The 25,024-nt window shown below is 68.8% G+C and carries 23 protein-coding genes; 11 read left to right on the forward strand and 12 right to left on the reverse strand.

From position 1 onward, the window contains the following. Positions 1 to 12: 12 nt before the first annotated feature. The 6 genes from XAN126_RS0110090 to XAN126_RS0110115 all read left to right on the forward strand — a co-directional run bounded on the left by XAN126_RS0110090 (position 13) and on the right by XAN126_RS0110115 (position 5,643). Positions 13 to 636, forward strand: coding sequence for a TRAP transporter small permease subunit (locus XAN126_RS0110090; RefSeq protein WP_024278473.1), 624 nt, complete (start codon positions 13 to 15; stop codon positions 634 to 636). Between the two features lie 106 nt (positions 637 to 742). Further along, positions 743 to 2,599, forward strand: a complete 1,857-nt coding sequence (locus tag XAN126_RS0110095) for a TRAP transporter large permease subunit (RefSeq protein ID WP_029876998.1) — start codon at positions 743 to 745, stop codon at positions 2,597 to 2,599. A 247-nt stretch (positions 2,600 to 2,846) separates the two neighbouring features. Beyond that, positions 2,847 to 3,518: a zinc ribbon domain-containing protein gene (locus XAN126_RS0110100; RefSeq protein ID WP_024278475.1), complete on the forward strand. Its 672-nt coding sequence runs from the start codon at positions 2,847 to 2,849 to the stop codon at positions 3,516 to 3,518. Beyond that, positions 3,515 to 4,273, forward strand: coding sequence for an HAD-IA family hydrolase (locus XAN126_RS0110105; RefSeq protein ID WP_051460575.1), 759 nt, complete (start codon positions 3,515 to 3,517; stop codon positions 4,271 to 4,273). Before XAN126_RS0110100 ends, XAN126_RS0110105 begins: the two co-directional genes overlap by 4 nt. Positions 4,274 to 4,360: 87 nt before the next feature. Then, positions 4,361 to 5,131, forward strand: a complete 771-nt coding sequence (locus tag XAN126_RS0110110) for an ATP12 family protein (RefSeq protein WP_029877000.1) — start codon at positions 4,361 to 4,363, stop codon at positions 5,129 to 5,131. Between the two features lie 77 nt (positions 5,132 to 5,208). Beyond that, positions 5,209 to 5,643: a TfoX/Sxy family protein gene (locus XAN126_RS0110115; RefSeq protein ID WP_024278477.1), complete on the forward strand. Its 435-nt coding sequence runs from the start codon at positions 5,209 to 5,211 to the stop codon at positions 5,641 to 5,643. Positions 5,644 to 5,720: 77 nt separating this feature from the next. On the opposite strand, the gene XAN126_RS0110120 is transcribed toward XAN126_RS0110115, so the two are convergent. Further along, the gene (locus XAN126_RS0110120; protein ID WP_024278478.1) at positions 5,721 to 7,310 is read right to left on the reverse strand and encodes a DEAD/DEAH box helicase; all 1,590 of its coding nucleotides are present in this window, start codon (positions 7,308 to 7,310) and stop codon (positions 5,721 to 5,723) included. Positions 7,311 to 7,649: 339 nt separating this feature from the next. Here XAN126_RS0110120 and XAN126_RS0110125 point away from each other — a divergent pair, with 339 nt between their 5' ends. Then, a complete protein-coding gene (locus tag XAN126_RS0110125) occupies positions 7,650 to 8,819 on the forward strand; it encodes an MFS transporter (RefSeq protein ID WP_024278479.1) in 1,170 nt (389 codons plus the stop codon). Positions 8,820 to 8,850: 31 nt separating this feature from the next. On the opposite strand, the gene XAN126_RS0110130 is transcribed toward XAN126_RS0110125, so the two are convergent. After that, positions 8,851 to 9,198, reverse strand: coding sequence for a hypothetical protein (locus XAN126_RS0110130; RefSeq protein ID WP_155982275.1), 348 nt, complete (start codon positions 9,196 to 9,198; stop codon positions 8,851 to 8,853). Positions 9,199 to 9,257: 59 nt separating this feature from the next. After that, complete coding sequence (gene parE, locus XAN126_RS0110135) at positions 9,258 to 11,327, reverse strand: DNA topoisomerase IV subunit B (protein ID WP_024278481.1); 2,070 nt, start codon at positions 11,325 to 11,327, stop codon at positions 9,258 to 9,260. A 122-nt stretch (positions 11,328 to 11,449) separates the two neighbouring features. Between parE and recJ the strand changes: the two genes are divergently transcribed. After that, positions 11,450 to 13,315 carry a single-stranded-DNA-specific exonuclease RecJ gene (recJ, locus tag XAN126_RS0110140; protein WP_024278482.1) on the forward strand — a complete coding sequence of 622 codons (1,866 nt, stop codon included), beginning with the start codon at positions 11,450 to 11,452 and terminating at the stop codon, positions 13,313 to 13,315. A gap of 10 nt (positions 13,316 to 13,325) precedes the next feature. Continuing rightward, complete coding sequence (locus XAN126_RS0110145; RefSeq protein ID WP_024278483.1) at positions 13,326 to 14,015, forward strand: YoaK family protein; 690 nt, start codon at positions 13,326 to 13,328, stop codon at positions 14,013 to 14,015. 9 nt (positions 14,016 to 14,024) lie between these two features. Here XAN126_RS0110145 and XAN126_RS28695 read toward each other — a convergent pair whose 3' ends face one another. The 4 genes from XAN126_RS28695 to XAN126_RS0110165 form a co-directional block, all read right to left on the reverse strand. Then, positions 14,025 to 14,507 (reverse strand): hypothetical protein, encoded by a 483-nt coding sequence (locus XAN126_RS28695; RefSeq protein WP_024278484.1) that lies wholly within the window; start codon positions 14,505 to 14,507, stop codon positions 14,025 to 14,027. Continuing rightward, entirely contained in the window at positions 14,500 to 15,423 is a 924-nt protein-coding gene (locus tag XAN126_RS0110155) for an AAA family ATPase (protein WP_024278485.1), read from the reverse strand. The genes XAN126_RS28695 and XAN126_RS0110155 overlap by 8 nt, the downstream gene beginning before the upstream one ends. Positions 15,424 to 15,483: 60 nt before the next feature. Then, a complete protein-coding gene (locus XAN126_RS0110160; RefSeq protein WP_024278486.1) occupies positions 15,484 to 16,875 on the reverse strand; it encodes a GntP family permease in 1,392 nt (463 codons plus the stop codon). 188 nt (positions 16,876 to 17,063) lie between these two features. Next, positions 17,064 to 18,455 (reverse strand): GntP family permease, encoded by a 1,392-nt coding sequence (locus XAN126_RS0110165; protein ID WP_024278487.1) that lies wholly within the window; start codon positions 18,453 to 18,455, stop codon positions 17,064 to 17,066. Positions 18,456 to 18,656: 201 nt separating this feature from the next. On the opposite strand from XAN126_RS0110165, the gene XAN126_RS28990 reads away from it, so the two are divergent. Both XAN126_RS28990 and XAN126_RS28995 read left to right on the forward strand, forming a co-directional pair. Next, positions 18,657 to 18,968 (forward strand): metalloregulator ArsR/SmtB family transcription factor, encoded by a 312-nt coding sequence (locus XAN126_RS28990; protein WP_169124321.1) that lies wholly within the window; start codon positions 18,657 to 18,659, stop codon positions 18,966 to 18,968. A 31-nt stretch (positions 18,969 to 18,999) separates the two neighbouring features. Further along, complete coding sequence (locus XAN126_RS28995; protein ID WP_024278489.1) at positions 19,000 to 19,356, forward strand: hypothetical protein; 357 nt, start codon at positions 19,000 to 19,002, stop codon at positions 19,354 to 19,356. Positions 19,357 to 19,430: 74 nt separating this feature from the next. Here XAN126_RS28995 and argC read toward each other — a convergent pair whose 3' ends face one another. From argC to XAN126_RS0110200, 5 genes are all read right to left on the reverse strand, one after another. Beyond that, entirely contained in the window at positions 19,431 to 20,483 is a 1,053-nt protein-coding gene (gene argC / locus XAN126_RS0110180; protein ID WP_024278490.1) for an N-acetyl-gamma-glutamyl-phosphate reductase, read from the reverse strand. A gap of 353 nt (positions 20,484 to 20,836) precedes the next feature. Continuing rightward, complete coding sequence (glpX, locus tag XAN126_RS0110185; RefSeq protein WP_051460576.1) at positions 20,837 to 21,856, reverse strand: class II fructose-bisphosphatase; 1,020 nt, start codon at positions 21,854 to 21,856, stop codon at positions 20,837 to 20,839. Positions 21,857 to 21,893: 37 nt separating this feature from the next. Beyond that, entirely contained in the window at positions 21,894 to 23,189 is a 1,296-nt protein-coding gene (locus XAN126_RS0110190; RefSeq protein ID WP_024278492.1) for a homoserine dehydrogenase, read from the reverse strand. A 137-nt stretch (positions 23,190 to 23,326) separates the two neighbouring features. Continuing rightward, positions 23,327 to 24,547 (reverse strand): LL-diaminopimelate aminotransferase, encoded by a 1,221-nt coding sequence (locus tag XAN126_RS0110195; protein ID WP_024278493.1) that lies wholly within the window; start codon positions 24,545 to 24,547, stop codon positions 23,327 to 23,329. A 163-nt stretch (positions 24,548 to 24,710) separates the two neighbouring features. After that, entirely contained in the window at positions 24,711 to 25,001 is a 291-nt protein-coding gene (locus tag XAN126_RS0110200; protein ID WP_024278494.1) for a hypothetical protein, read from the reverse strand. Positions 25,002 to 25,024 lie beyond the last annotated feature (23 nt).

A 25,024-nucleotide genomic window follows, 5' to 3' on the forward strand; every position in this document is an offset into this window, starting at 1 on the left:
GAATTGATCTCAATGACAGCCCTTCTCGCCCTCTCGCGGGGGATCGATGCCGTCAACACCCGCATCGGCAAGGCCGCCGCGTGGCTGATTCTCCTCTCCATCCTTGTGTCGGCGCTCAATGCGATCATCCGCAAGCTGTTCGACATGAGCTCCAATTCGTGGCTGGAGCTGCAATGGGTGCTGTTCGCAGCGGTGTTCCTGCTGTGCGCGTCCTGGACCCTCATCGACAACGAGCATATCCGCATCGACATCGTGAATTCCCGGCTGCCCAAGCGCTGGCGCGACGGCATCGACATCTTCGGCCACATCTTCTTCCTGCTGCCGTTCTCGATCCTGTTGCTGTGGACCTCCTGGCCCTTCTTCCTCGCCTCCTATGGAATCAACGAGCAGTCGCTGAACGCCGGCGGCCTGCCCCAGTGGCCGGCGAAGCTGCTGGTGCCGGTGGGCTTCTTCTTCCTGACGCTGCAGGGCTTCTCCGAGCTGATCAAGCGCATCGCCATCTTCACCGGAAAGATGGAGGACCCCCACGAGGGCGCGGGCGGCAGCCATGCGGCGCTGGCGGCCGAGGCCGAGCGCCTGCTGGCGGATGCCGAGCTTCCCGAGGGCGCTTCCATCACCCCGGTCGTCAAGAAGTAGGAGCGCGTTCATGTCCTTCGTCCGCACGCTCCTCAAGCGCCGCCCCGTCGCCGCGCTCGCCGTCGCGTTCCTTGCCACTTTGCTCATCGCGCTGCCCGACGTGGCGATGGCGGCCGAGCCCGGCTTCCGCGGCTGGTTCATCCACAACATGGCGCCGATCATGTTCGGCGCGCTGGTGCTGTTCCTGCTGCTTGGCTACCCGGTCGCCTTCTCGCTGGCGGCCAACGGCCTGATCTTCGGCCTCATCGGCATCGAACTGGGCCTGTTCGAGCCCAAGTTCCTGCAGGCGCTGCCCGAGCGCGTGTACGGCACCATGAACAATGAAGTGCTCCTCGCGGTGCCCTTCTTCACCTTCATGGGCCTCGTGCTGGAACGCTCCGGCATGGCGGAGGACCTGCTCGACACCATCGGGCAGGTGTTCGGCTCCATCCGCGGCGGTCTCGCCTATGCGGTGATCTTCGTCGGCGCGCTGCTCGCGGCGACCACCGGCGTGGTGGCGGCCTCGGTGATCTCCATGGGCCTCATCTCGCTGCCCATCATGCTGCGCTACGGCTACGACCGGCGTGTCGCCTCCGGCGTCATCGCGGCGTCGGGCACGCTGGCGCAGATCATCCCGCCCTCCCTCGTGCTCATCGTCATGGCCGACCAGCTGAACCGCTCGGTGGGCGACATGTACGAGGGCGCGTTCGTGCCCGGCCTGCTGCTCGCCGGCCTCTACGCGCTCTACATCTTCATCGTCTCCTCGATCTTCCCGAGCGCCGCGCCCGGCCTGCCGCTGGAGGCGCAGACCCTGCGCGACCCCGAGCAGAAGACGATGCCGTCGCGCATTCTCGGCGCGCTGGCGGCAGCGGGCTTCGCCTGGCTCATCGCCACGGGCTCGCTGCCGGGCCTTACGGCCGGAGCCATTCCCGGCGTCGCCAACGTGGCGGTGTGGGGCGTCGTGGCGTTCGTGCTGCTCTATTTCGTCATGTCGGGCACGGCGAAGCTGCTGACGCCTTCCCTCTTCATCGCGCTCGCCTTCTCCATCGCCGGCGGCATCGTGCTGATGGAGCGCAGCCATGTGAAGTTCGGCGCGGACTATGTGGTGCTCACCATGTCGGCCACGGTGGGCATCGCCTTCGTGGTGGCGGTCATCAACCGCCTGTTCCGGCTGAAGCTGATGTCCAAGCTCGCCGAGCAGGTGGTGTTCGTGATGGTGCCGCCGCTGGCGCTCATCTTCCTCGTGCTCGGCACCATCTTCATCGGCGTCGCGACGCCGACCGAGGGCGGCGCCATGGGCTCGCTCGGCGCGGTCATCCTCGCCTTCGCCCGCGGCCGGCTGAAGTTCGACCTGCTGCGGCAGGCGACCTATTCCACCGCCAAGCTTTCCGCCTTCGTGCTGTTCATCCTGCTCGGCGCGCGCGTGTTCTCGCTCACCTTCTACGGGGTGGACGGGCACAAGTGGGTGGAGGAGCTGCTGGTGTCGCTGCCCGGCGGGCAGACCGGCTTCCTCATCGCGGTGAACGCGCTGGTGTTCGTGCTAGCCTTCTTCCTCGATTATTTCGAGCTGGCCTTCATCATCATCCCGCTGCTGGGGCCTGCGGCGGACAAGATGGGCATCGACCTCATCTGGTTCGGCGTGATGCTGGCGGTGAACATGCAGACCTCGTTCATGCATCCGCCGTTCGGCTTCGCCCTGTTCTTCCTGCGCTCGGTAGCGGCCAAGGTGCCCTATGTGGACCGGGTGACGGGCAAGATGATGCAGCCTGTGACCACGGGCCAGATCTACTGGGGCGCGGTGCCGTTCGTGTTCATCCAGCTCATCATGGTGGCGCTCATCCTGATCTTCCCGGGCATGGTGACCCACTACAAGAGCGGCGGCATCCAGCTGGACCAGAAGCAGATCCAGCAGCAGTTCGAGAACCTTTCGCCGGGCCTCGATGCCGCGCCGCCGCCGCCCCTCGACCTCGGCTTCGGGAAATAGCGGGCGCCGGCGGGCTGGCCTTGCCCTCCTAAGGGCGCATTCGGAATGGAGATGACGGGGTGGAGGGCTTCAGTTCCTCCGCCCCGTCGTGCATTCGTGGTGACGGGGGAGGCCTTGCGATTCGCGGCGCGCCGCGGGACCCAGGGCCCATCGATCGATCAAGGTGCTGGACCGGCCGGGGCGACCGCCAGCGTGGCGCAGCCAGGCGACCGAAACGGACTCGGCCGAGCGTGCGGAGGTGATTGCGATGAACCCGAGGCCCGACTTCTGTCCCGGCTGCGGGGCGCAGGTCTATCCCGAGGAGGCCCATTGCCCCTTCTGCGGCCGCAAGCTCCATACGAGCTATGTGATGCCCTTCCTCGTGGGCCTGGGCGGCACCGTGGTGGCGCTGATCTCGGGCGGCCTCGTCTGGTGGGTCATGTCGGCCGAGCCGGGCGAGACGCCCGATGCCCAGCCGCAGGTTCAGGCCACGGCTCCCGCTCCCGCGACCCCCGCTCCGCAACAGCCTGCGCCCGTGCAACCGGCACCCGCCCAGCCTCCGGCGCAGGCCGCTGCACCGAGCCCGACCGAGCCGCCCGCGGCCGCGCCGGGACAGGAAGCCTCCCTGCCGTTGCCCACGGTGAACACCCCCGTCGCGGCTCCGGCGGCGGATGCCGCCGCGCGCCGGGCGTTCGCCAAGAGCAAGCAGGACAGCTTCGCCCAGAACGGCCTCGATCTCACGGTGACCGCCGGCGGCAACGACGCGACGCTCCTCACCATCAAGTTCAACTTCCCGGCAAAGGAGGCGGCCGAGCTGATCGTCGGCGGCCCCTTCCCCAAGCAGTGCGAGCAGCGCGGGTTCCGGCAGGTGTTTTTCGTCGATCCGTCCGGCACCACATGGGTTTATGATATCGCCACCCAGCAGATGACGCAGAAATGAGCGCAGCAGGCGACACCGATCCTTCCCCCGCCGCCGGCCTGAAGCTGGTGCTGTTCGATTGCGACGGCACGCTGGTGGACAGCCAGCACCTGATCGTCTCGGCCATGAACGATGTTCACGTCGCCTACGGCGTGCCGGTGCCCGACCGGGAGAAGCTGCTCTCGGTGGTGGGGCTCTCGCTGCCGCAGGCGTTCGCCGTGCTGTCGCAGGGGGATGCGTCCTATCCCATTCAGGCGATGGTCGATGCCTACAAGGTCGCCTTCAACCGCATGCTGAACGCCGATGCCCCCGAGCCCATGTTCGACGGCGCCCGCGAGGTGCTGGAGGGGCTGCGCCAGCGCGAGGACGTGGTGCTCGGCATCGTCACCGGTAAGTCGCGGCGGGGGGTGAACCGCATCCTCGCCGTGCAGGGCATGGAAGGCTGGTTCTCCACCATCCAGACTGCCGACGATGCGCCGTCCAAGCCCCATCCGGCCATGGTGTTCCAGGCCATGGGCGAGGTTGGTGCGCGGCCGGAGGACACGGTGGTGATCGGCGATACCACCTACGACATCTCCATGGCCCTGCAGGCCGGGGCCTCGGCGCTCGGCGTCGCCTGGGGCTATCATGAGACGCCGGCGCTGGAGCGGGCCGGCGCCGACCGCATCGTCCAGCATTTCCGCGAGGTGCCCGACGCCATCGCGGAGCTTCTGGCGAGAGCACGCGCCGATCTGATTGCCTCGCAATCAGATCGGATCACGCGTTCTCGTTCTTAAAGTGAGAGGGCGATTCACCGATCAAGTTGATTCAACTTGATCGGATCGCGCTCTAGCCGCCGCGTCGTGATCTGAGGACAGCTCGAGATGCGTGAGTTCCTGGAAGATGTGGAGAGCGGCGATCTGGGCGATCCCGTCGCCCGCGCCCGCGCCGCCCAGAAGGCGCCTCTGCCCAAGCGCTTCTACAAGGAAGTCAGCGTGGGCGAGGGGGAGGGCGGTTTCACCATCCTCCTCGACGGCCGCCCGGTGCGCACCCCCGCGCGCGTCCTCCTCAAGGCGCCGACCCGCGCGCTGGCGGAAGCCATGGCGGCCGAATGGGCGGCCCAGCAGACCGAGATCGACCCTTTCAGCATGCCGCTGACCCGGCTCGTCAACGTCGCCCTCGACCGGGTGACGCCGGAGGCGCAGGCGGTGGCGGACGAGGTGGTGAACTACGCTGGCACCGACATGCTCTTCTATCGCGCCGACGGCCCGCAGAAGCTGCTGGACCGGCAGGCGAAGCACTGGGATGCCGTGCTGGACTGGATGGGCGCCACCCACGGCGCGCGCTTTTTCCTCGCTGAGGGCATCACCCATGTAAAGCAGCCGGAGGAGGCGCTGGCGAAGGTGCGGGCGCTGGTGCCGGCCGATCCGCTGCGCCTCGCGGCCGTGCATTCCATCACCACGCTCACCGGCTCCGCCCTCCTCGCCCTTGCGGTGGCCGAGGGCGCGCTCTCCGCCGACGCGGCGTGGACGGCGGCCCATGTGGACGAGGATTTCAACCGCGAGCAATGGGGCGAGGACGAACTCGCCACCGCCCGCCGCGCCGCCCGCCGCACCGAGATGGACGCGGCGGCACAGGTGCTGGCGCTCGGCTGAGCCGCCTTTCAAGCCCGCGCGGCGCCTGAGCGAAGCAATGTGACAAGCCCGCGCGGCGCCTGAGTGGGGAGGGGGGAATGGACGAGGACGCGATTGCCGATCTCTTCGCTGCCTTCGGCCCGGTGGCCATCAGGCGCATGTTCGGCGGGGCCGGGCTCTATGCGGACGGGCTGATGTTCGCCTTGTGGGCGGGCGAGACCTTTTACCTCAAGGCCGATGCGGCACTCGCCGAGGATCTGAAGGTGCGGGGCTCGGTCCCCTTCAGCTACGAGGCCAAGGGCGTCGTGCGCACCATGGGCGGCTACTGGTCCGTGCCCGAGGCGGCACTCGACGATGCCGACGACCTCGCCGCCCTCGCCCGCCGTGCCCTCTTCGTGGCGCACGCGGCCAGTGAGGCCAAAGCTAAAGCCCGGCCGGCAGGCGGAGCGCCTGCGAAAATGCCGAAGCCGGCAGGCGGAGCGGGCGGGAAGACGCCCGCCGCCAAAAAGAAAAGCGCGCCGGCCCAAGGCTGAGCGGCGCGCTGATCCATCAGAACATTTGAAAGAATGCGCCGGCCCGGAGGTCGGCGCAAGCCTTCACGCAGCTGCCTTCACGCACCCGCCTTCACACGCACGGGGCGCAGAAGGAAGGCGGGGAGGTGGGACATGTCCGCCGGCTCGTTGGCGGGCGCCCGCTCGCGGCGCGGGGGACGCGCCTCGGCAGCATCCTCGCGGGTGGGACGGCGGTTGCGCTCGGGGCGGTCGCCACGCTCGGCACTCCGTTCCGGACGTGCGGCGCGTTCCCGCTCCTGACGCTCGGGACGTTCGGTGCGCTCGGGACGCTCTGTGCGCTCAGGACGATCGGCGCGTTCGGGACGCTCCGCCCGTTCAGCCCGCGGCTGACGCTCGGCACGCTCCGCGCCTTCGGCCCGGGGCTCGCGCTCACGGCGCGGCTCGCGCTCGCCGCGACCTTCGCGATCACCACGGCCCTCGCGGGGCTCCTTGTCCATGCGGCGCTTGCCGCGCAGACGGCCATCCTCGCGCCCACGGCGCTCGGAGGCCGGCGGGGCCTCGCCCAAGGGCGTGCCATGCCAGGGGATCGGATTGCCGATCAGCTTCTCGATGGCCGAGAGGGACTTGGCATCGAGGTGCGTGACCATGGTGTAGGCCGTGCCGGCGCGGCCGGCGCGGCCGGTGCGGCCGATGCGGTGGACGTAATCCTCGGCGTGGTGGGGCACGTCATAGTTGAAGACGTGGCTCACCGCCGGAATGTCGAGGCCGCGGGCGGCCACGTCGGAGGCAACCAGCAAGGTCGCCTCGCCGTTGCGGAACTCGTCCAGCGCCTTGATGCGGGCGTGCTGGTCCATGTCGCCGTGCAGGGCGACGGCATTGAAGCCGTGCTTCTGCAGCGAGCGGTGGAGCACCGCCACATCGCGCTTGCGGTTGCAGAAGATGATGCCGTTCTGCAAATTCTCGCAGCCTCGGATCAGCTCCCGCAGGACGTCGCGCTTCTCGTAGTCCTCGCGGCCGGAGGCGACCAGTTCCTGCGTCACCGTGGTAGCGGTGGACGCGGGCTTGGAGACCTCCACCCGAACCGGGTTGGAGAGGAATTGCGAGACGAGGCGCTGGATCTCCGGCGGCATGGTGGCCGAGAAGAACAGCGTCTGGCGGGTGAAGGGCACGAGCTTGCAGATGCGCTCGATGTCCGGGATGAAGCCCATGTCCAGCATGCGGTCGGCTTCGTCGATGACGAGCACTTCGATGCCGGAGAGGAGCAGGCGGCCGCGCTCCACATGGTCGAGCAGGCGGCCGGGGGTGGCGATCAGCACATCCACGCCGCGAACGAGCTTGGTGTCCTGGTCGCCGAAGGAAACGCCGCCAATGAGCAGGGCGACGTTGAGCTTGCTGTACTTGCCGTAGCGCGTGAAATTCTCTTCCACCTGGGCCGCGAGCTCGCGGGTGGGTTCCAGGATGAGAGTGCGCGGCATGCGGGCACGGGCGCGGCCCTGCTCCAGCAGCGTCAGCATGGGGAGCGTGAAGGCGGCGGTCTTGCCGGTACCTGTCTGCGCGAGGCCGAGAACATCCCGGCGCGCGAGAACATGGGGGATGGCCTGGGCCTGGATGGGGGTCGGGGTCGTGTAGCCAGTATCGGCGACAGCCGCGAGAACCTTATCGCTCAGGCCGAGCTCGGAAAATGACATTGCATCTTTTGGATGCGGCGGCGCGCCGCTGATCGAACGTCCCGTGCCGTACGGGGTCAGACGAGTGGTCGTCGGTCGGCGCGCTTGGATTCGACATATCTCGGACGACGCATAGCAACATAAGAAAATGATGCGCCGTGTCAATGTTTTCCGCCCGGTCTCGCCGATTCGGCGGGCATAAAGCGCCGATCTTCCGGCGGTGGCGCGGAAATGCACGCTTTGCGGGCAGTCGCCATGCGCGCGGCGAATGAGTGTGCGCTGCACCCATGCGGTCTCGTCGGGTTGACCCGATCCGGCCGACGCCGCACGGATGGCATTCCTGTCGCCGTTCCGGATCCCATGCCTTTCCTCCTCGTCCTCGGCCTCGCGGCGTTCGCGAGCGCGTTTTCCATGCGCGTCGTCGATCCCATGCTGAACATCCTGGCGAGTGAGCTTCAGGTGACGTTGCAGCAGGTGGCGATGCTCGCCAGCGCCTTCACCTTTCCCTATGCGCTGATGCAGCTGGTGTTCGGCCCCATCGGCGATGCGGTGGGCAAGGTGCGGCTCATCCGCGTGAACCTCGCCATGCTCTCCCTCGGCCTCGCGGTCTCGGCCTCGGCGACCAGCCACGAGGTGCTGCTGGCCTCCCGCGTCTTCAGCGGCGCCTTCGCCGGCGGCATCATTCCCGTGGTGCTGGCTACGGTGGGTGATCGCGTGCCGTTCGAGCGGCGGCCTCTGGCCCTCAGCCGCGTGCTGCTCGCCCTGGTGCTGGGCCAGCTCTCCGGCTCGGCGCTGGCCGGCTTCATCGCCGAACTGGTGGGGTGGCGCGAGGTGTTCTGGTGCGCCCTCGCCGTCGCGGCGCTGGCGGCGCTCGCCACGACCTTCGGCCTGACGGAGGAGGGCGAGCGCAAGCCTTTGTCCTTCGCCGCCTCCATCGCCCGCTATGGGCTGGTGCTGCGCAACCCGCTGTCCATCAAGGTCTACGGCGTGGTCGCGATCGAGGGGGCGCTGAGCTTCGGCGTGTTTCCGCTGGTGGCGCCGCTGATGGTCCACCAGGGCATCGGCAACGCCAAGGAGGCCGGCATCGCGCTCGCGGCCTTCGCCATCGGCGGCGCCGTCTATACCTTCGCCGTGCCGCTGCTGGTCCGCTATCTCGGCCTCAGCGGCATGGTGCGCTGGGGCGCGGCGGGGGTGGGCGTGCTGCTCATTCTCGCCACCCGCGCCCATGGGCTGGTGCTCATGGCGGCGATCTTCGCCGGGGCGGGCTTCGCCTTCTACATGATTCACAACGTGCTGCAGATCCTTGCCACGGAACTGGCTCCCGAGGCGCGCGGATCGGCGCTGGCGCTGTTCGCCTCCTCCTTCTTCATCGGCCAGGCGTTGGGCGCGCTGGGGCTGACGCAGGCGGCGGGTTTTGCCGGGGTGGGGGCCATGTTCATCACCGCCGGCATCGGCATGCTGCTGCTCGCCGGCCCTGCCGGGCTGCTCCAGCCGAGGCGGGGCCAGATTTCACCCCCCGAGACGCTTTGAGATGCGGACCCCGTGAGGGAGGCGGCTCCCGTCAGATATTGATCTTCACCGAAGCGCCCTGCTTGGCGCAGCGGGCGGTGACGCCGTTGCGGTGGACCTGTGGCGCCCTGGACATGGATTGCGCCGACTGGCCCATGCACCATTTGGCGTGGCGCATGGGGTCGATCCATTCGTTGGCGCGCTTCCAGTCGCAGCCCTGGCTCGCCGCCAGATAGATGACGGAGACCGCCCAGTAGCCGTAAGAGACGCAGGACTGCTCGTCATTGCCGAACGACTGCGCCCGCGCCGCCCCCGGCAGCAGCGTCGCCAGCGCGAGGCCGCCCGCCAGAGCCATCCGCACGCGGCGCCCTGCGCGCGGTACGTTCTTCCCGTCCCCCATGATCTTCCCCCTCCGGTGCCGCGATGGCGGCGTTAATCGCCCGGCGCCCCCGCGCCGGCTCAGATGTCCAGCATCTCCTCGCCGGCGAAGGCGGCGCGCTCGGAGATGAAGGCGAAGCGGGCTTCCGGCTTGTTGCCCATGAGCCGTTCCACGAGATCCACGGTGGCGGCGCGCTCGGCATCCTCCACGGAGACGCGCTGCAGGGTGCGCGTCTTCGGGTCCATGGTGGTTTCCTTGAGCTGCGCCGGCATCATCTCGCCGAGGCCCTTGAAGCGGCCCACATCCACCTTGCCCTTGGCCGAAAACTCCTTCTTCAGCAGCCGCTCGCGGTGGGCGTCGTCCCGCGCATAGAGGGTCTTGGCGCCCTGCGTGATGCGGTAGAGCGGCGGCACGGCGAGGAAGAGGTGGCCCTCTTCGATCAGCTTCGGCATCTGGCGGAAGAAGAAGGTGACGAGGAGGGAGGCGATGTGCGCGCCGTCCACGTCGGCGTCGGTCATGATGATGACCTTCTCGTAGCGAAGGTCCGTCTCGCGATAATGGGCGAGCGTGCCGCAGCCCAGCGCCTGGCCGAGATCGGCGAGCTGCTGGTTGGCGGCGAGCTTGTCGCGGGTGGCGTTGGCGACGTTCAGGATCTTGCCGCGCAGGGGCAGCACCGCCTGCGTCTTGCGGTCCCGCGCCTGCTTGGCCGAGCCGCCGGCCGAGTCGCCCTCGACGATGAAGATTTCCGAGCCGGCCGCCTCGGTGTTGGAGCAGTCCGCGAGCTTGCCAGGCAGGCGCAGCTTGCGCACGGCGGTCTTGCGGGAGACCTCCTTTTCCTGCTTGCGGCGCAGCCGCTCCTCGGCGCGGTCGATCACATGGTCGAGCAGGCGCGAGGCCTGCACCGGATTGGCCGCGAGCCAGTGGTCGAACGGGTCGCGCAGGGCCTGCTCGACGATGCGGGCGGCCTCGGCGGTGGCGAGGCGGTCCTTGGTCTGGCCCTGGAATTCCGGCTCGCGCACGAACACGGAGAGCATGGCGGCGCAGCCGGTGATCACGTCGTCGCCGGTGATGACGGAGCCGCGCTTGCCCTGTCCGGCGCGCTCCGAATAGTCCTTCAGGCCCTTGAGCAGAACCGCCTTGAGACCGTTCTCATGGGTGCCGCCGTCGGGGGTGGGGATGGTGTTGCAGTAGGAGGAGATGCTGCCGTCGGCATCCGCCACCCACGCCACCGCCCATTCCACCGAGCCGTGCCCGCCGGTCTTCTGGATGCGGCCGGCGAAGATGTCGGGATGGACCAGCGTGTTGCCTTCGAGGTCCGCCGCCAGATAGTCCTTCAGGCCGCCGGGGAAGCGGAAGACCGTCTTTTCCGGGATGTTCTCGCCGGCCTTCAGCAGCTCGGGGTCGCACGACCAGCGGATTTCCACCCCACCGAACAGGTAGGCCTTGGACCGGGCCATGCGGAACACGCGCGCCGGCTCGAAATGGGCGCCGGCACCGAAGATTTCCGGATCGGGATGGAAGCGCACGCGGGTGCCGCGCCGGTTGGTGATGCGGCCGACTTCCTTGAGCGGACCCTGCGGCACGCCCTTGGAGAAGCTCTGGCGATAGAGGGTCTGGTTGCGCGCGATCTCCACTTCCAGATCGTCGGAGAGCGCGTTGACCACCGAGACGCCGACGCCATGCAGGCCGCCGGAGGTCTCGTAGACCTTGCTGTCGAACTTACCGCCGGCGTGCAGCGTGGTCATGATGACCTCCAGCGCCGACTTGCCGGGAAACTTGGGGTGCTCCTCCACCGGGATGCCGCGGCCATTGTCCGAGACGGTGAGATAGCCGTCGGCGCCGAGCTGCACCTCGATGAATGTGGCGTGGCCGGCCACGGCCTCGTCCATCGAGTTGTCCACCACCTCGGCGAAGAGGTGGTGCAGCGCCTTGGAATCGGTGCCGCCGATATACATGCCCGGGCGGCGCCGCACCGGCTCCAGCCCTTCCAGCACCTCGATATGGGCGGCGGTATAATCGCCCGCCATGGCGGGCACGACTGCGGCCTTGCTGCGCGCGCTCTCTCTGCCGGTCGATTCCCGCGCAGGCGACTTGCTGGCACCGCGCGGGCGGGCGGCGAAGAGATCGTCGGAATTATCGCTGTCGGACATGGGTCTCTGAGGTCGGAGGTTTGGGCGCCAGATAGCAGAACGGCAGGGCCGGCGCGAATCGGGACGGCGCCGCGGCCCCTGATTTCCCCATAGTGACAGAGCCGGAGGGCGAGGGGAACAGAATGGCAACAATTGAGCTGTGCCCGCCCGCGCTCGACGCCGCGCCTCTCCTCTGGCTTCATGCGCGCGTGAACATCGCCGTGCCGAATCGCCTCTTCCTCGACGTCGCCCGCTCCGCCACCGGCCGCACCTGGCGGGAGCGGCTGGACGTGCGCGGGGGGCAGACGGCGCTGGCCATGGCCCAGCGCTTCGGCATCAGCGAGCTTCTGGCCCGCGTGCTCGCCGCCCGCAACGTGCAGCTGGACGAGGTGGAGCGCTATCTCGACCCCTCCATCCGCACCCTGCTGCCCGATCCCGACACGCTCACCGACATGCCCGCCGCCGTGGCGCGCCTCGCCCGCGCGGTCACGACCGGCGAGCAGGTGGCGGTGTTCGGCGACTATGACGTGGACGGCGCCTGCTCCACCGCCCTGATGGTGGGCGTGCTCCAGGCCGGCGGACTCGACCCGTTCTTCCACATCCCGGATCGCATCTTCGAGGGCTATGGCCCCAACGTGCCGGCCATCGAGCAGCTCGCCGCGCGCGGCGTGACCCTGCTGGTGACGGTGGATTGCGGCACCACCTCGCTTGAACCGCTGGTGGCCGCGAAAAGGCTCGGCATGGACGTGGTGGTCATCGACCACCATCAGGCGGGTGAGACCCTGCCGCCCGCCACCGCCATCGTGAATCCGAACCGGGAGGACGACCTCTCCGGCCTCGGCCATGTGTGCGCGGCCGGGCTCGCCTTCGTGGTGGCGGTGGGCCTCGTGCGGGCGCTGCGCCAGAGCGGACATTTCAATGCCGAGCGCCCGGCGCCGGACCTGCTGGACGCCCTCGACATCGTGGCGCTGGCGACCGTGGCGGACGTGGTGCCCCTCATCGGCCTCAACCGCGCCTTCGTGGCGAAGGGACTCCTCGCCATGCGCCGGCGCACCCGCATCGGCCTCACGGCGCTGATGGACGCGGCGCGGCTCGACGGGCCGCCGCGGCCCTTTCATCTCGGCTTCCTCATCGGCCCGCGCATCAATGCCGGCGGGCGCATCGGCGAGGCGACGCTGGGCGCGCGCCTGCTACTGACGCAGGACCCCGCCGAGGCGCGCGGCATCGCCGCCGAACTGGACCGTCTCAACGCCGAGCGGCAGGAGGTGGAACGCGCCATCCTCGCCGCCGCCGAGGCGGAGGCGCAGGCGGCGCTCGGCATCTCGGAGGAGGGCGCCGTGGTGGTGGTGAGCGGCGAGGGGTGGCACCCCGGCGTCGTCGGCCTGGTCGCGGCGCGGCTGAAGGAGCGCTTCCAGCGCCCGGCCTTCGCCATCGCCTTCAATGGCGAGACCGGCACCGGCTCCGGCCGCTCCATTCCCGGCGTGGACATCGGCCGCGCGGTGCGCGGGGCGGTGGAAAGCGGGCTTCTGGTGAAAGGCGGCGGCCATGCCATGGCGGCCGGCCTCACGGTGGAGCGCCGCCAGCTCGGCGCCTTGCGCGCAGAGCTGGAGCAGCGCCTCGCGCCGGACGTGGAGCGCGCCCGCGCCGAGGGCACCCTGTCCATCGACGGCGCGCTGACCGCACGTGGCGCCACGCTGGATCTCGTGGAGACCGTTTCCCGCGCCGGCCCGTTCGGCGCCGGCAATCCCGAGCCGGTGTTCGCCTTTCCCGGCCACCGCATCAGCTATGTCGAGAGCTTCGGCGCCGGCCATGTGCGCGCCCGCATCTCCTCGCCGGACGGCACGACCCTGAAGGCCACCGCCTTCCGCTGCGCCGAGGAGCCGCTGGGCCGGGCGCTATTGGCCGGGCGCGGGCGCAATCTGCACGTCGCCGGGTGCCTCGACATCGACACCTGGCAGGGCGAGACGCGGGTGGCGCTGCGCATCCGCGACGTGGCCGAGGCCGGGTGAGGTTGCTGCCGTGAAGGTCCTGCTCGCCGTCCTCCTCTGCTTCAACGCCGGCTTCGTGGATGCGGCGGGCTTCGTCGCGCTGGGCGGGCTGTTCGCGGCCCATGTCACCGGCAATTTCGTCACCATCGCCGCCTCGCTGGCCCACGGGGATACGCCCTCGCTGGCGAAGGTTATGGCGCTGCCGGTGTTCGCCATCGTGGTGTTGTGCGCGCGGGAGCTGAGCCTGTTTCTCGCCCGGCGCGGGCGGGACGATTTCCGCATCCTGATGGCGGCAAAGCTCGTGCTGCTCGCCCATGCGGCGCTGGTGGCGGTGCAGAACGGGCCGTTCTACGACCACGACTCTCCCGCTGCCGTGATGATGGGCATGACTTTGGTGGCGGCCATGGCGCTGCAGAACGCGCTCCACCGCACCCACCTCACCGACTCGCCGCCCTCCACCGTGATGACGGGCACGTTCACGCAGGTGCTGGTGGACATCGCCAATCTCTGGCGGCCGCTGGAGGGCACGAACATCCCCGCCACCCGCGCCCGCCTCGGGCGGATGAGTGCGTACCTCGCCGCCTTCCTCTTCGGCTGCCTTTCGGCGGCGCTGCTCTATCGCGCGGTGGGCATGTGGTGCCTGTTCGTGCCCACCTTCGTGGCGGTGGCGGAGATCTTCACGCTGGGGCCGGACCCGGCGCCGCAGAAGGACAAGGCGTAATCCTGAGCCTCAGCGCTCTTCCGACACCCGCAGCGCCGTCCGCCCGGTGATCTTTCGCTTGCGCGGCGCGGGCTTCCTGTCGAGGGGCGCGGGTTCGGCCGGAGCGGGCGCCGCCGCAGGCGCCTTGCGCGAGGAGGCCTTCTTCGCCGGCTTGGCGGCGGGCGCGGCCGGGGCGCGGCTGCCGTCGGCCAAGGCGAGGAGCGCCTTCACCCGGTCGCCGGGCTGGGCGAGGGCAGGGGCGTTCGGATCGACGCGGGTGAGCAGCGCCTTGGTCTTGGGGGCGGGCACGCCATCCAGTGCCTCGGCGAAGGCCGTGGGGCCGAGCAAGGCGCGGATGGCGCGCAGCGCGTCGAGGTCCGTGCCCTCCGCCACCAGTTGCGCGCGGACGATCTCGTTCACTGCCTTGCGCGCGAGATTGCCGCCGGCCGGGAACAGGCCGGCCTTGCCGCCGATGGCCGCGAGCAGAGCGAAGAAATCCGAAGTCTCAGCCATGGAGCCGCCTCCGCGTCTCGTTCACCAGATCGCGCACAGCATCCACCGCGTTGTACCATTTCTGCTCGAAGGAGGGCGCGTAGGGAAAGTTTTCCGGGTCCATAGCCCGCTCGATGGCGGCCTGATTGCGGACTTCCGTGTCGAACATCTCATAGACCGCATCGGCTTCCTCCGCCTCGTCCCGCAGGCTGATGAGGGTGTCGCGATGCTGGATCTTCTGGGCGTGCACCCGGCTCGCCAGCACCAGCGGCCGGCGCTTCGGCTGGGGCAAGGCGGAGCGCGTGACGTGGGCGTTCTCCCACACCGAGGCGCGGAAGGCGTCGAAGCCGAGGGTGGAGAGATAGTCTGGAATGGTGGGCACGATCACCATGTCGGCGAGGCGGATGGCCACCTCGGTGAAGGCGGAGATGCCGGGCGCGCAGTCGAACAGCACCACGTCATAATGCGCGCGCAGGTAGCCGAGCGCCTCGTCGAGCACTTGCAGGGACTGGCCTTCCAGCGAGCGCAGCCCGTAATTCTTCTCTGCCAGCCGCAGGACTATCTCGCGCTCCAGCAGACGCAGGCGGGGGCTCGCCACCACCATGTCGATGGCCAGTTCCTCGCCCGCCTTCATCACGTGGCAGATGCTCGGCGAGATGTACTGGGCGATGGAGGTGCGGTCGCCATAGAGCAGCCGGTCGGCGAGGAAGGACGTCACCGATTGGCGGCGGTCGAGGATCGCGCGCAGCTCGTCGTCATGGGCGAAGCAGTAGGAGGCGTTGGCCTGGGCGTCGAGATCGACCACCACCACCCGCGCGCCCTGCTCCGCGAAGCCTTCCGCCAGCATGACGACGGTGGTGGTCTTGCCCACCCCGCCCTTCATGTTGGCGACGGCGATCACCCGCCCCCCGGCGTCGGCCTCCCCCACTTCGGCCATGTCCGCACCACCCCTCGCAGCCCATGTTGCGCCGCAACCTAAAGGCGATGCTGCACCTGCTCAATAGAGGCCGGTCAAATAATAGAAGCCGATCACGACGAAGGCAGCGGTGGTCTTGATGATGGTGACGGCGAAAATGTCGCCGTAGGACTGACGATGCGTCAGCCCCGTCACGGTGAGGAGGGTGATGACGGCGCCGTTGTGCGGCAGCGTGTCCATGCCGCCGGCGGCCATGGAGGCGACGCGGTGCATCACCTCCAGCGGGATGCCATAGGCCTGCGCTTCGGCGATGAATTGCTGCGCCATGGCCCCGAGGGCGATGGAGAGCCCGCCCGAGGCGGAGCCGGTGATGCCGGCCAGCGTCGTCACCGTGATCGCCTCGTTGATGAGGGGATTGGGGATGGAGGTGAGCGCCGCCTTGATGACGAGGAAGCCCGGCAGCGCCGCGATGACCGCGCCGAAGCCATATTCCGTCGCCGTGTTCAGGCCGGCGAGGAGCGCCCCGCTCACCGCTTCCTTCGAGCCGCCCGCGAAATGGCTGGCGATGGCCCGGTAGCCGGACGCCACCACCGTGAGGATGCCGAGCAGGAGCGCGGCCTCCACCGCCCAGATGCCGGCCCAGACGTGGGTCTCAACGCTCACCGCCGGGCCGCCCTCCACCAGCGTGGCGCTCGCCTGCGGCCCGAACCAGCCGGGGATGTGCCAGGCGAAGAACAGGTTGGCGAGGCCCACCACCACCAGCGGCAGCACGGCGAGCAGCGGCGGCACGGGCGGGACGCCGTCGTCCGGCAGGCTCTCGTTGAGGTGGCCGGTGCCATAGCCTTCGCCGGCGCGGTGGGCCTGCATCCGGCGGAATTCCAGGTAGGAGATGCCCACCACGAAGATGAAGATGGAGCCGATGATGCCGAGGATGGGCGCCGCATAGGCCGTGGTGCCGAAGAAGGCGGTGGGGATGATGTTCTGCAACTGCGGCGTGCCCGGCAGCGTATCCGCCGTGAAGGAGAAGGCACCGAGCGCGATCACCGCCGGCAGGAGGCGCTTGGGGATGCCGACCTGCCGGAACATCTCCGCGCCGAACGGATAGAGCGCGAACACCACCACGAACAGCGAGACGCCGCCATAGGTGAGCACTGCGCCCACCAGCACGATGGAGACGATGGCGCGCCTCGGCCCCAGCAGGTTCACCACCGCCGAGACGATGGAGCGCGAGAAGCCGGCGAGTTCGATGAGCTTGCCGAAGATGGCGCCCAGCAGGAACACCGGGAAGTAGAGCTTGATGAAGCCCACCATCTTTTCCATGAACAGGCCGGAAAAGATCACCGGCACCGCGGCCGGATCGGTCAGCAGCACCGCGCCGATGGCGGCGACGGGGGCGAACAGGATGACGCTGAAGCCGCGATAGGCCACGAGCATCAGGAAGAAGAGCGCGGCGAGGCAGACGACGAAGCTCATGGCTGTCAATCCGGCGCAGGTAGGGGAGTCCTCAAGCGGGACAGTAATGCGCCCTACGGCCGAGCACCAGCTTCGGAATTCATAAGAATTGTTGCACTGCAATGGCTTGACGCCGCCCCGGCATCCGCCGGGTCGGCCTCACTGCCAGCCCATGTAGCGCCGCGATCTGTGCGCGACGCTGCACCCGCTCAATAGAGCCCGGTGAGATAATAGAAGCCGATCACGAAGAACACCGCGGCGGTCTTCACCAGCGTGATGGCGAAGATGTCGCCATAGGCCTGCCGGTGGCTCAGGCCGGTCACGGCGAGCAGGGTGATGACGGCGCCGTTGTGGGGCAGCGTGTCCATGCCGCCGGAGGCCATGGAGGCGACGCGGTGCAGCACCTCCATGGGGATGCCGGCCGCATTGGCCTGGGCGATGAACTGCTCCGACATGGCCGCGAGCGCGATGGACAGGCCGCCCGAGGCCGAGCCGGTGATGCCGGCCAGCGTGGTCACGGTGATGGCCTCGTTGACCAGCGGATTGGGGATGGCCGACAGCGCCGACTTGATGAGAAGGAAGCCGGGCAGCGCCGCGATGACCGCGCCGAAGCCGTACTCGGTGGCGGTGTTGAGGCCCGCGAGCAGCGCGCCCGACACGGCATCCTTGGAGCCGGTGGAGAACTTGCCGGCGATGGATTTGAAGCCGAACACCGCGACCGTGAAAATGCCGAGAAGCAGCGCGGCTTCCACGGCCCAGATCGCCGCCCAGGTGCTGGTCGGCACGCTGACGGGGGCCGCGCCCGGAACCAGCGTGGCGGTCGCGGTGGCGTCGAACCACTGCGGGATGAGGCGGGCGAAGATCAGGTTGGCGATGCCCACCACGACCAGCGGCAGCAAGGCAAGAATCGGCGAGACGAGCGGCACGGTCTCGTCCACCACCACCTCGTTGAGGTGGCCGGTGCCGTAGCCCTCGCCGGCCTTCGCCGCCTGGCGGCGGCGGAACTCGAGGTAGGACAATCCCACCGCGAGGATGAAAGCGGTTCCGACGAGGCCCAGGATGGGCGCGGCATAAGCGGTGGTGTGGAAGAAGGTGGTGGGGATGATGTTCTGGATCTGCGGCGTGCCGGGCAGCGTGTCCATGGTGAAGGAGAACGCCCCGAGCGCCACCACCGCCGGCAGGAGCCGCTTGGGAATGCCCACCTGGCGGAACATTTCCGCACCGAAGGGATAGACGGCGAACACCACCACGAACAGGGAGACGCCGCCGTAGGTCAGCAGGGCGCCCACCAGCACGATGGACAGGATGGCGCGGCCCGGCCCCAAAAGCTTCACCACCGAGGCGACGATGGAGCGGGAAAAGCCCGACAGCTCGATGAGCTTGCCGAAGACGGCGCCCAGCAGGAACACCGGGAAGTAGAGCTTGATGAAGCCCACCATCTTTTCCATGAAAAGTCCGGAAAAGACGACCGGCACCGCGGCCGGATCGGTGAGCAGCACCGCGCCGATGGCGGCGACGGGGGCGAACAGGATGACGCTGAAGCCCCGATAGGCCACGAGCATCAGGAAGAAGAGCGCCGCAAGGCAGACGACAAAGCTCATGGGACGAATCCGGCGGAGGTAAGAATGCGATCGGGCCGGACACTAGTGCGGCCCGCGACCGGACACAGCTTGTCCATTGGTATGGGGACCTGACGGACCTTGCGGTAACCGGCAGAAGGCGCACGATGAAGCCTGGGCCGAGTCGAAAAGGTCCCGGATACCTCTTGACTTTAACACTTCAGCGATTGATAGAGTGTTCACATGAGTTTCGACGCGCAGCGTTCGCTCACGGGCCGGCAGGTGGATGAGGCGGCGGGGATGTTCTCCGCGTTGGCCGATCCTCAGCGCCTGCGGCTGCTGATCCTGCTGGCCGGTCGCGAGGCTTCGGTGACGGAGCTGGCGGAGGCCCAGGGGGAGAAGCTCTCGACGGTGTCGGTGCGGCTGAAGGTGCTTCACGCCGCGCGCCTCGTTGGGCGGCGGCGCGAGGGCAAGTCGATCCTCTATCACCTGGCGGACGACCATGTGCTCGCCCTCGTGGCGAGCGCGGTGGAGCACGCCTGCGAGAATCATTGAAGCCGAGAACCGTTGAAGCGAGGAGCAAGCCATGTCCGGGACCTGCAAGATCCACCCGAACCACGACCACCAGCACGGCCCCGGCTGCGGCCACACCGCCATCCGCCACGAGGGGCACGTGGACTATCTCCACGACGGCCACCTGCACCACATGCACGGCGACCATGTGGATGAGCACGTCATCGCGGTGAGCGAGACCAATCCCGACCGCTGCACCCCCAACCACACCTGCGCGGGCCACGAGCCCGGCCATGTCCACGGCCCCGGCTGCGGCCATGAGGCGGTGCCCCACGGCGACCATGTCGACTATCTGGTGGACGGCCACCTGCACCACCCGCACGGCGGCCATTGCGACGACCATGGCCCGGTCGAGGTGGTCCGCGGCTGATCCGCGGGACTTGGATCGCAGATACAAAAAGGCCGCGCCTGATGAGGGCGCGGCCTTTTCGCGTCAGGTCGGGATCACGGCATCAGCGCGATCTGCTCCAGCCCCTCGGTCTCGGGGAAGCCCATGACGAGGTTCATGTTCTGCACCGCCGAGCCGGACGCGCCCTTCACGAGGTTGTCCAGCGTGGAGATGATGACAGCCCGGCCGGGCACGCGGTCGGCCACCACGCCCAGGAACACCATGTTGGACCCGCGCACATGGCGCGACTGGGGCACCTGGCCGAAGGGCAGGACGTGGACGAAGGCCGCGCCCTTGTAGAAGTCGGTCAGGATGCGGTGCAGGTCCTCGGCGGTGGCGCCGGTGGTGCGCACATAGATGGTGGCGTAGATGCCCCGGTTCATGGGCGATAGCACCGGCACGAACATGGGCCTCACCGGCCGGCCGGCGGCCTTGGAGAATTCCTGGTCCAGCTCGCCCATGTGGCGATGGCCGGCGACCGCATAGGCGTGGATGCCCTCCGACACCTCGGAGAACAGCATTGCCTCCTTGGCCGAGCGCCCGGCGCCGGACATGCCGGTCTTGGAATCGACCACGATGCTCTCCGGCTCCAGTGCGCCGGCTTCCAGCAGCGGCACGATGGGCAGGATGGCGGTGGAGGAATGGCAGCCGGGATTGGCGACGAGGCGCGCCTTGCGGATCTCGTCGCGATAGATCTCGGCGATGCCGTAGGCCGCCTCCTTCTGCAGGTCGAGCGCCTGGTGGGGATGGCCGTACCATTCCTCGTAGGCGCCGGGATCGGACAGGCGGAAGTCGGCGGAAAGGTCCACCACCTTCACGTTGGGCGCCGCGTCGAAGACTTTCTTTATGACGAGCTGGGTGGTGGCGTGCGGCAGGGCGCAGAACACCACGTCCACGGCGGTGAAATCCACCTCGTCGATGGTCACGAGCTTGGGCAGCGCGAAGGGCGCGAACTGGGGGAACACGTCGGCCATGGACTGGCCTGCCTTGCGGTCCGCGGTGAGCGCGACGATCTCGACGCGCGGATGGCGCAGCAGCAGGCGCACCAGCTCGGAGCCGGTGTAGCCCGAGGCGCCCAATACCGCGATCCTTGCCTTTGCGTCAGACATCTTGCTCTCCCGAGGGGTCTCCCGTCGCACGGCCGCAGCCGACGAACGGGGCGAAGGTGCTTACACCCAATCCCACGTCAGGGAAAAGACAGGGGTGCGCATGGCCGTTCCGCTTTCGGGCCAATTTCCCTTCTTCCCTCGTGGGGGATGGGGATGGTGCCGCGAAAGCAGCGCGGGTCTTGCGCCCGGAATACCCCTCACCCCCGGCCCCTCTCCCGCAAGGGGAGAGGGGAGGGAGGATAGGGAAACCCCTCTCCCCTTGCGGGAGAGGGTGGATCGCGGCGACGCCGCGAGACGGGTGAGGGGGCTGGCGCCGGACGAGCAAAGGGGCGGGGTGAGCCCCGCCGCCCCGCTCACGCGAGACGGAACTTGGAGAAGTCGCGGTGCTCGGTGGCGATGCGGCGCACGGTGCCGGTGGCGGCGCGCATCACGATGGTGTCGGTGAGGATCACGTCCCGGCCGAAGCGCACGCCCTTCAGCAGCGCGCCGTCCGTGACGCCGGTTGCGGCGAATAGGCAGTCGCCGCGCACCATTTCGTCCAGCTTGTAGACCTTGGAGAAGTCGGTGATGCCCAGCGCCTTGGCCTGGGCGCGCTTCTTCTCGGTGTCGAGCACGAGACGGCCCTCCATCTGCCCGCCGATGCAGCGCAGCGCGGCGGCGGCCAGCACGCCCTCGGCGGCGCCGCCGAGGCCGAGATAGATGTCGATGCCGCTCTCGTGCGGGTTGGCGGTGTGCACCACGCCCGCCACGTCACCGTCGGTGATGAGCTTGATGGCCGCGCCGGTCTTGCGTACGGCGTCGATCAGGCCGGCATGGCGCGGCCGGTCGAGGATGAGAGCGGTGACGTCGGACGGGGGCACGCCCTTGGCCTCGGCCAAAGCGCGGATGTTGTCCTGCGGGCTCTGGGAGAGGGAGACGATGCCTTCCGGATAGCCCGGCCCGATGGCGATCTTCTCCATGTAGCAGGGCGGCATCTTCAGCAGCGTGTCATGCTCGGCGAGCACGAGCACGCAGAGCGAGCCCTCCATGTTCTTGGCGCAGAGCGTGGTGCCTTCCAGCGCGTCCACCGCAAGGTCCACCTCGGCCCCGCCGCGCCCCAGCTTCTCGCCGACGAACAGCTGGTCGCAATCGCCCTCGATGCCTTCGCCGATCACCAGGGTGCCGGAGACCGGGATCTCGTTCACCTCGCGGTGGCAGACGGTCATGGCGGCGATGTCGGCGGCCTGCTCGTCGCCGTGTCCGCGCAGGCGGGCGGCGGCGACGGCGCAGCGTTCCATGGCCTGGGCCATGTCGAGGGCGAGGCGGCGGTCGAGCACCTGCTCGGCTCGCTGGGCAGACTTCTCAGGCGTCCTCTGGGTCCGGGCACCGCTCATGACGTCGGTCCTTCTGGTTCTGTTGCCGCGCTCCGGATCAGTCCTTCTCGATCCGGATGACCTGGGGCAGGGAGGCAACCACGCCGTCCGCCTCGATGGCGGCGATGGCGCGGCGCACGGCGGCCTCGGTCGTGGCATAGGTGATGAGAATCACATGCGCCGTATCGGACGGCATCGCGCCGCCCGGTTGCCGCTGGACGATGGATTCCAGCGAGATCTGCTCGTCCGCCATGCGGCGGGTGATGGTGGCGGCGGTGCCCGGCTTGTTCACCACGGCGAGGCGGATGTAGTAGCCGCCCTCGTGGCGCTGCATGGCGGCGCGCTCCGCCTTGGCGAGGCGGTCCACCGGCAGGCCGAAGGCATAGCCCCTGGCACCGCGCGCAACGTCGAACAGGTCGCCCACCACCGCCGAGGCGGTGGCATCGCCGCCGGCGCCGGGGCCGACCAGCGTCAGCGTCACCGCATCGCCGTCCACCGCCACCGCATTGGTGACGCCGGAGACCTGGGCGATGGGCCAGTGCTTCGGCACCATGGTGGGATGCACCCGCTGCTCGATGCCGGTGTCGGTCTTCACCGCCACGCCGAGCAGCTTCACCCGGTAGCCGAGATCGTCCGCCGCCTCGAGGTCGGCGAGGGTGAGCTGGCGGATGCCCTCCACATAGATGGCGTCCGCATCCACCTGCGTGCCGAAGGCCAGAGAGGTGAGGATGGCGAGCTTGTGGGCGGTGTCGAAGCCGTCGATGTCGAAGGTCGGGTCCGCCTCCGCATAGCCGAGCCGCTGCGCCTCGGTGAGGCAGACGTGGAAGGACAGCTTCTCGTCCGCCATGCGGGTGAGGATGTAGTTGCAGGTGCCGTTGAGGATGCCCGACACGCGCTCGATGGCGTTGCCGGCGAGCGCCTCGCGCAGCGTCTTCACGATGGGGATGCCGCCCGCCACGGCCGCCTCGAAATGCAGGCCCGCGCCGGAGGCCTCGGCCCGGCGGGCGAGCTCCACGCCGCACTTGGCGAGCAGCGCCTTGTTGGCGGTGACGACGGGAATTCCACGGTCCAGCGCGGCCGCCACGGCCGCCTTGGCCGGGTCGCCGTCGCCGCCCATCAGCTCCACGAAAACGTCGATGTCGCCGTCGCGGGCGAGCGCCACCGGATCCTCGAACCAGGCCACGCTTGAGAGATCGAGGCCGCGGTCGCGGCTGCGGTCGCGGGCGGCCACCGCCGTCACCTTCACGGTGCGACCGGTGCGCGCCTCAAGCTCGCCGGCGCGGTGCTCGAGCATGCGGAAGACCGCGGCCCCGACGGTGCCGAGGCCGGCGAGGCCCACTTTCAAATCGCTCATCTGTCAGTCCGGTTCCTGTCCTCGGCTGGCGTCATACCACAGCCCGCCCGGCGCGAGGTTCCGGCTGTCGCCGGAACCGGTCAATGCTCGATCGCCAACCCGTTCGGCCCCGGTGTCAGAGGGGCGGGGGCGTCGGCTCAGCGCGCGGCGCTGAGCGGAACCACGTTGTGCAGCGTGGTACCGGCCTGCTCGAAGAAGCGGCGGACGTTGCGCGCCGCCTGGCGGATGCGCTGCTCGTTCTCCACCACGGCGATGCGGACGTATTCGTCGCCATGCTCGCCGAAGCCGACGCCCGGCGACACCGCCACCTCCGCCTTTTCGATGAGGAGCTTGGCGAATTCCACGGAGCCCATGGCCCGGAAGGGCTCCGGAATGGGCGACCACGCGAACATGGTGGCGCGGGGCACGGGGATGTTCCAGCCGGCGCGGCCGAAGCTCTCCACGAGGGCGTCGCGGCGCTTCTTGTAGGTCTCGCGCATCTCGGCGATGCACTCCTGCGGGCCGTTGAGCGCCGCGGTGGCCGCCACCTGGATGGGGGTATAGGCGCCGTAGTCGAGATAGGACTTCACCCGCGAGAGCGCGGCGATGAGCCGCTCGTTGCCCACGGCGAAGCCCATGCGCCAGCCGGCCATGGAATAGGTCTTGGACATGGAGGTGAACTCCACCGCCACGTCCATGGCTCCCGGCACCTGCAGTACCGAGGGGGGCGGGTTGCCGTCGAAATAGAGCTCGGCATAGGCGAGGTCGGAGAGAACGATCAGGTCGTTCTTCTTCGCGAAGGCCACCACGTCCTTGTAGAACTCGAGGTCCGCCACGCAGGCCGTGGGGTTCGAGGGATAGCACAGCACCACCGCGATGGGCTTGGGGATGGAGTGCTGGACCGCCCGCTCCATGGCGTGGAAGAACTCCGGCCCCGGCTCGGCCGGAACCGAGCGGATGACGCCGCCGGCCATCAGGAAGCCGAAGGCGTGGATGGGGTAGGAGGGATTGGGGGTCAGGATCACGTCGCCGGGGGCGGTGATGGCCTGCGCCATGTTGGCGAAGCCTTCCTTGGAGCCCAGCGTGGCGACGACCTGCCGGTCGGGGTCCAGCTTCACGCCGAATCGCCGCTCGTAATAGGCCGCCTGCGCCTTGCGCAGGCCGGGGATGCCCTTGGAGGCGGAATAGCGGTCGGTGCGCGGCTTGCCGATGGTCTCTTTCAGCTTCTCATAGACATGCGCCGGCGCGTCGAGGTCCGGGTTGCCCATGCCGAGGTCGACGATGTCCACCCCGGCATTGCGGGCGGCGGCCTTCACACGGTTCACTTGCTCGAACACGTAGGGCGGCAGCCGGCGAATGCGGTGGAAATCGGTCGTCATCTCAATGGCTCCAGAGGCCGCGCATGTTGTCTCCCGGCGCGGCAGTCGGGCTTTGTAGCACTGTTCGGTGAATGAAAAAGCCTTGATTGCGGTGGCGATGGGGCGGTGGCCGCCATATCGCACCGCACAATGACGCGAAACGCCCGCAGGCGCCGCGCGCGGTTCACTGCGCCTGCGGCACCTGCTTGGCCTGCTGCTGGCGGGCGAGGCGCTCAAGGTCGCGCTGCAGCTTCTGCTGCTGCTCGGTGGTGAGCGGGTCTCGGCGCTCGGCGGGTGGGGCGCCCAGCGTGGGGAAGTGGGTGGCGTCCACCTCGGGCACCGAGGTCTGCGGCGGCGCGAGGCCCGGAATGCTCGAGCCGGCGCAGGCGGAGAGGCTCGCGACGAGCGCGAGGAGAAGCGCGGCGCGCAGCGTCGGGACGGCACGGCCTCGCGCCGTCGGGGAGAAAAGGTCCATTGTCCGTTCCGGATGGCTCCCGG

Source organism: Xanthobacter sp. 126 (genome assembly GCF_000526175.1).
Taxonomy (GTDB): domain Bacteria; phylum Pseudomonadota; class Alphaproteobacteria; order Rhizobiales; family Xanthobacteraceae; genus Xanthobacter; species Xanthobacter aminoxidans.

Excerpts from the sequence above, each read along its gene's own strand:
- XAN126_RS0110090 (WP_024278473.1), top strand. The coding sequence starts at position 13 with ATGACAGCCCTTCTCGCCCTCTCGCGGGGGATCGATGCCGTCAACACC.
- XAN126_RS0110095 (WP_029876998.1), top strand. The coding sequence starts at position 743 with ATGGCGGCCGAGCCCGGCTTCCGCGGCTGGTTCATCCACAACATGGCG.
- XAN126_RS0110100 (WP_024278475.1), top strand. The coding sequence starts at position 2,847 with ATGAACCCGAGGCCCGACTTCTGTCCCGGCTGCGGGGCGCAGGTCTAT.
- XAN126_RS0110105 (WP_051460575.1), top strand. The coding sequence starts at position 3,515 with ATGAGCGCAGCAGGCGACACCGATCCTTCCCCCGCCGCCGGCCTGAAG.
- XAN126_RS0110110 (WP_029877000.1), top strand. The coding sequence starts at position 4,361 with ATGCGTGAGTTCCTGGAAGATGTGGAGAGCGGCGATCTGGGCGATCCC.
- XAN126_RS0110115 (WP_024278477.1), top strand. The coding sequence starts at position 5,209 with ATGGACGAGGACGCGATTGCCGATCTCTTCGCTGCCTTCGGCCCGGTG.
- XAN126_RS0110120 (WP_024278478.1), bottom strand. The coding sequence starts at position 7,310 with ATGTCATTTTCCGAGCTCGGCCTGAGCGATAAGGTTCTCGCGGCTGTC.
- XAN126_RS0110125 (WP_024278479.1), top strand. The coding sequence starts at position 7,650 with ATGCCTTTCCTCCTCGTCCTCGGCCTCGCGGCGTTCGCGAGCGCGTTT.
- XAN126_RS0110130 (WP_155982275.1), bottom strand. The coding sequence starts at position 9,198 with ATGGGGGACGGGAAGAACGTACCGCGCGCAGGGCGCCGCGTGCGGATG.
- parE (WP_024278481.1), bottom strand. The coding sequence starts at position 11,327 with ATGTCCGACAGCGATAATTCCGACGATCTCTTCGCCGCCCGCCCGCGC.
- recJ (WP_024278482.1), top strand. The coding sequence starts at position 11,450 with ATGGCAACAATTGAGCTGTGCCCGCCCGCGCTCGACGCCGCGCCTCTC.
- XAN126_RS28695 (WP_024278484.1), bottom strand. The coding sequence starts at position 14,507 with ATGGCTGAGACTTCGGATTTCTTCGCTCTGCTCGCGGCCATCGGCGGC.
- XAN126_RS0110155 (WP_024278485.1), bottom strand. The coding sequence starts at position 15,423 with ATGGCCGAAGTGGGGGAGGCCGACGCCGGGGGGCGGGTGATCGCCGTC.
- XAN126_RS0110160 (WP_024278486.1), bottom strand. The coding sequence starts at position 16,875 with ATGAGCTTCGTCGTCTGCCTCGCCGCGCTCTTCTTCCTGATGCTCGTG.
- XAN126_RS0110165 (WP_024278487.1), bottom strand. The coding sequence starts at position 18,455 with ATGAGCTTTGTCGTCTGCCTTGCGGCGCTCTTCTTCCTGATGCTCGTG.
- XAN126_RS28990 (WP_169124321.1), top strand. The coding sequence starts at position 18,657 with ATGAGTTTCGACGCGCAGCGTTCGCTCACGGGCCGGCAGGTGGATGAG.
- XAN126_RS28995 (WP_024278489.1), top strand. The coding sequence starts at position 19,000 with ATGTCCGGGACCTGCAAGATCCACCCGAACCACGACCACCAGCACGGC.
- argC (WP_024278490.1), bottom strand. The coding sequence starts at position 20,483 with ATGTCTGACGCAAAGGCAAGGATCGCGGTATTGGGCGCCTCGGGCTAC.
- glpX (WP_051460576.1), bottom strand. The coding sequence starts at position 21,856 with ATGAGCGGTGCCCGGACCCAGAGGACGCCTGAGAAGTCTGCCCAGCGA.
- XAN126_RS0110190 (WP_024278492.1), bottom strand. The coding sequence starts at position 23,189 with ATGAGCGATTTGAAAGTGGGCCTCGCCGGCCTCGGCACCGTCGGGGCC.
- XAN126_RS0110195 (WP_024278493.1), bottom strand. The coding sequence starts at position 24,547 with ATGACGACCGATTTCCACCGCATTCGCCGGCTGCCGCCCTACGTGTTC.
- XAN126_RS0110200 (WP_024278494.1), bottom strand. The coding sequence starts at position 25,001 with ATGGACCTTTTCTCCCCGACGGCGCGAGGCCGTGCCGTCCCGACGCTG.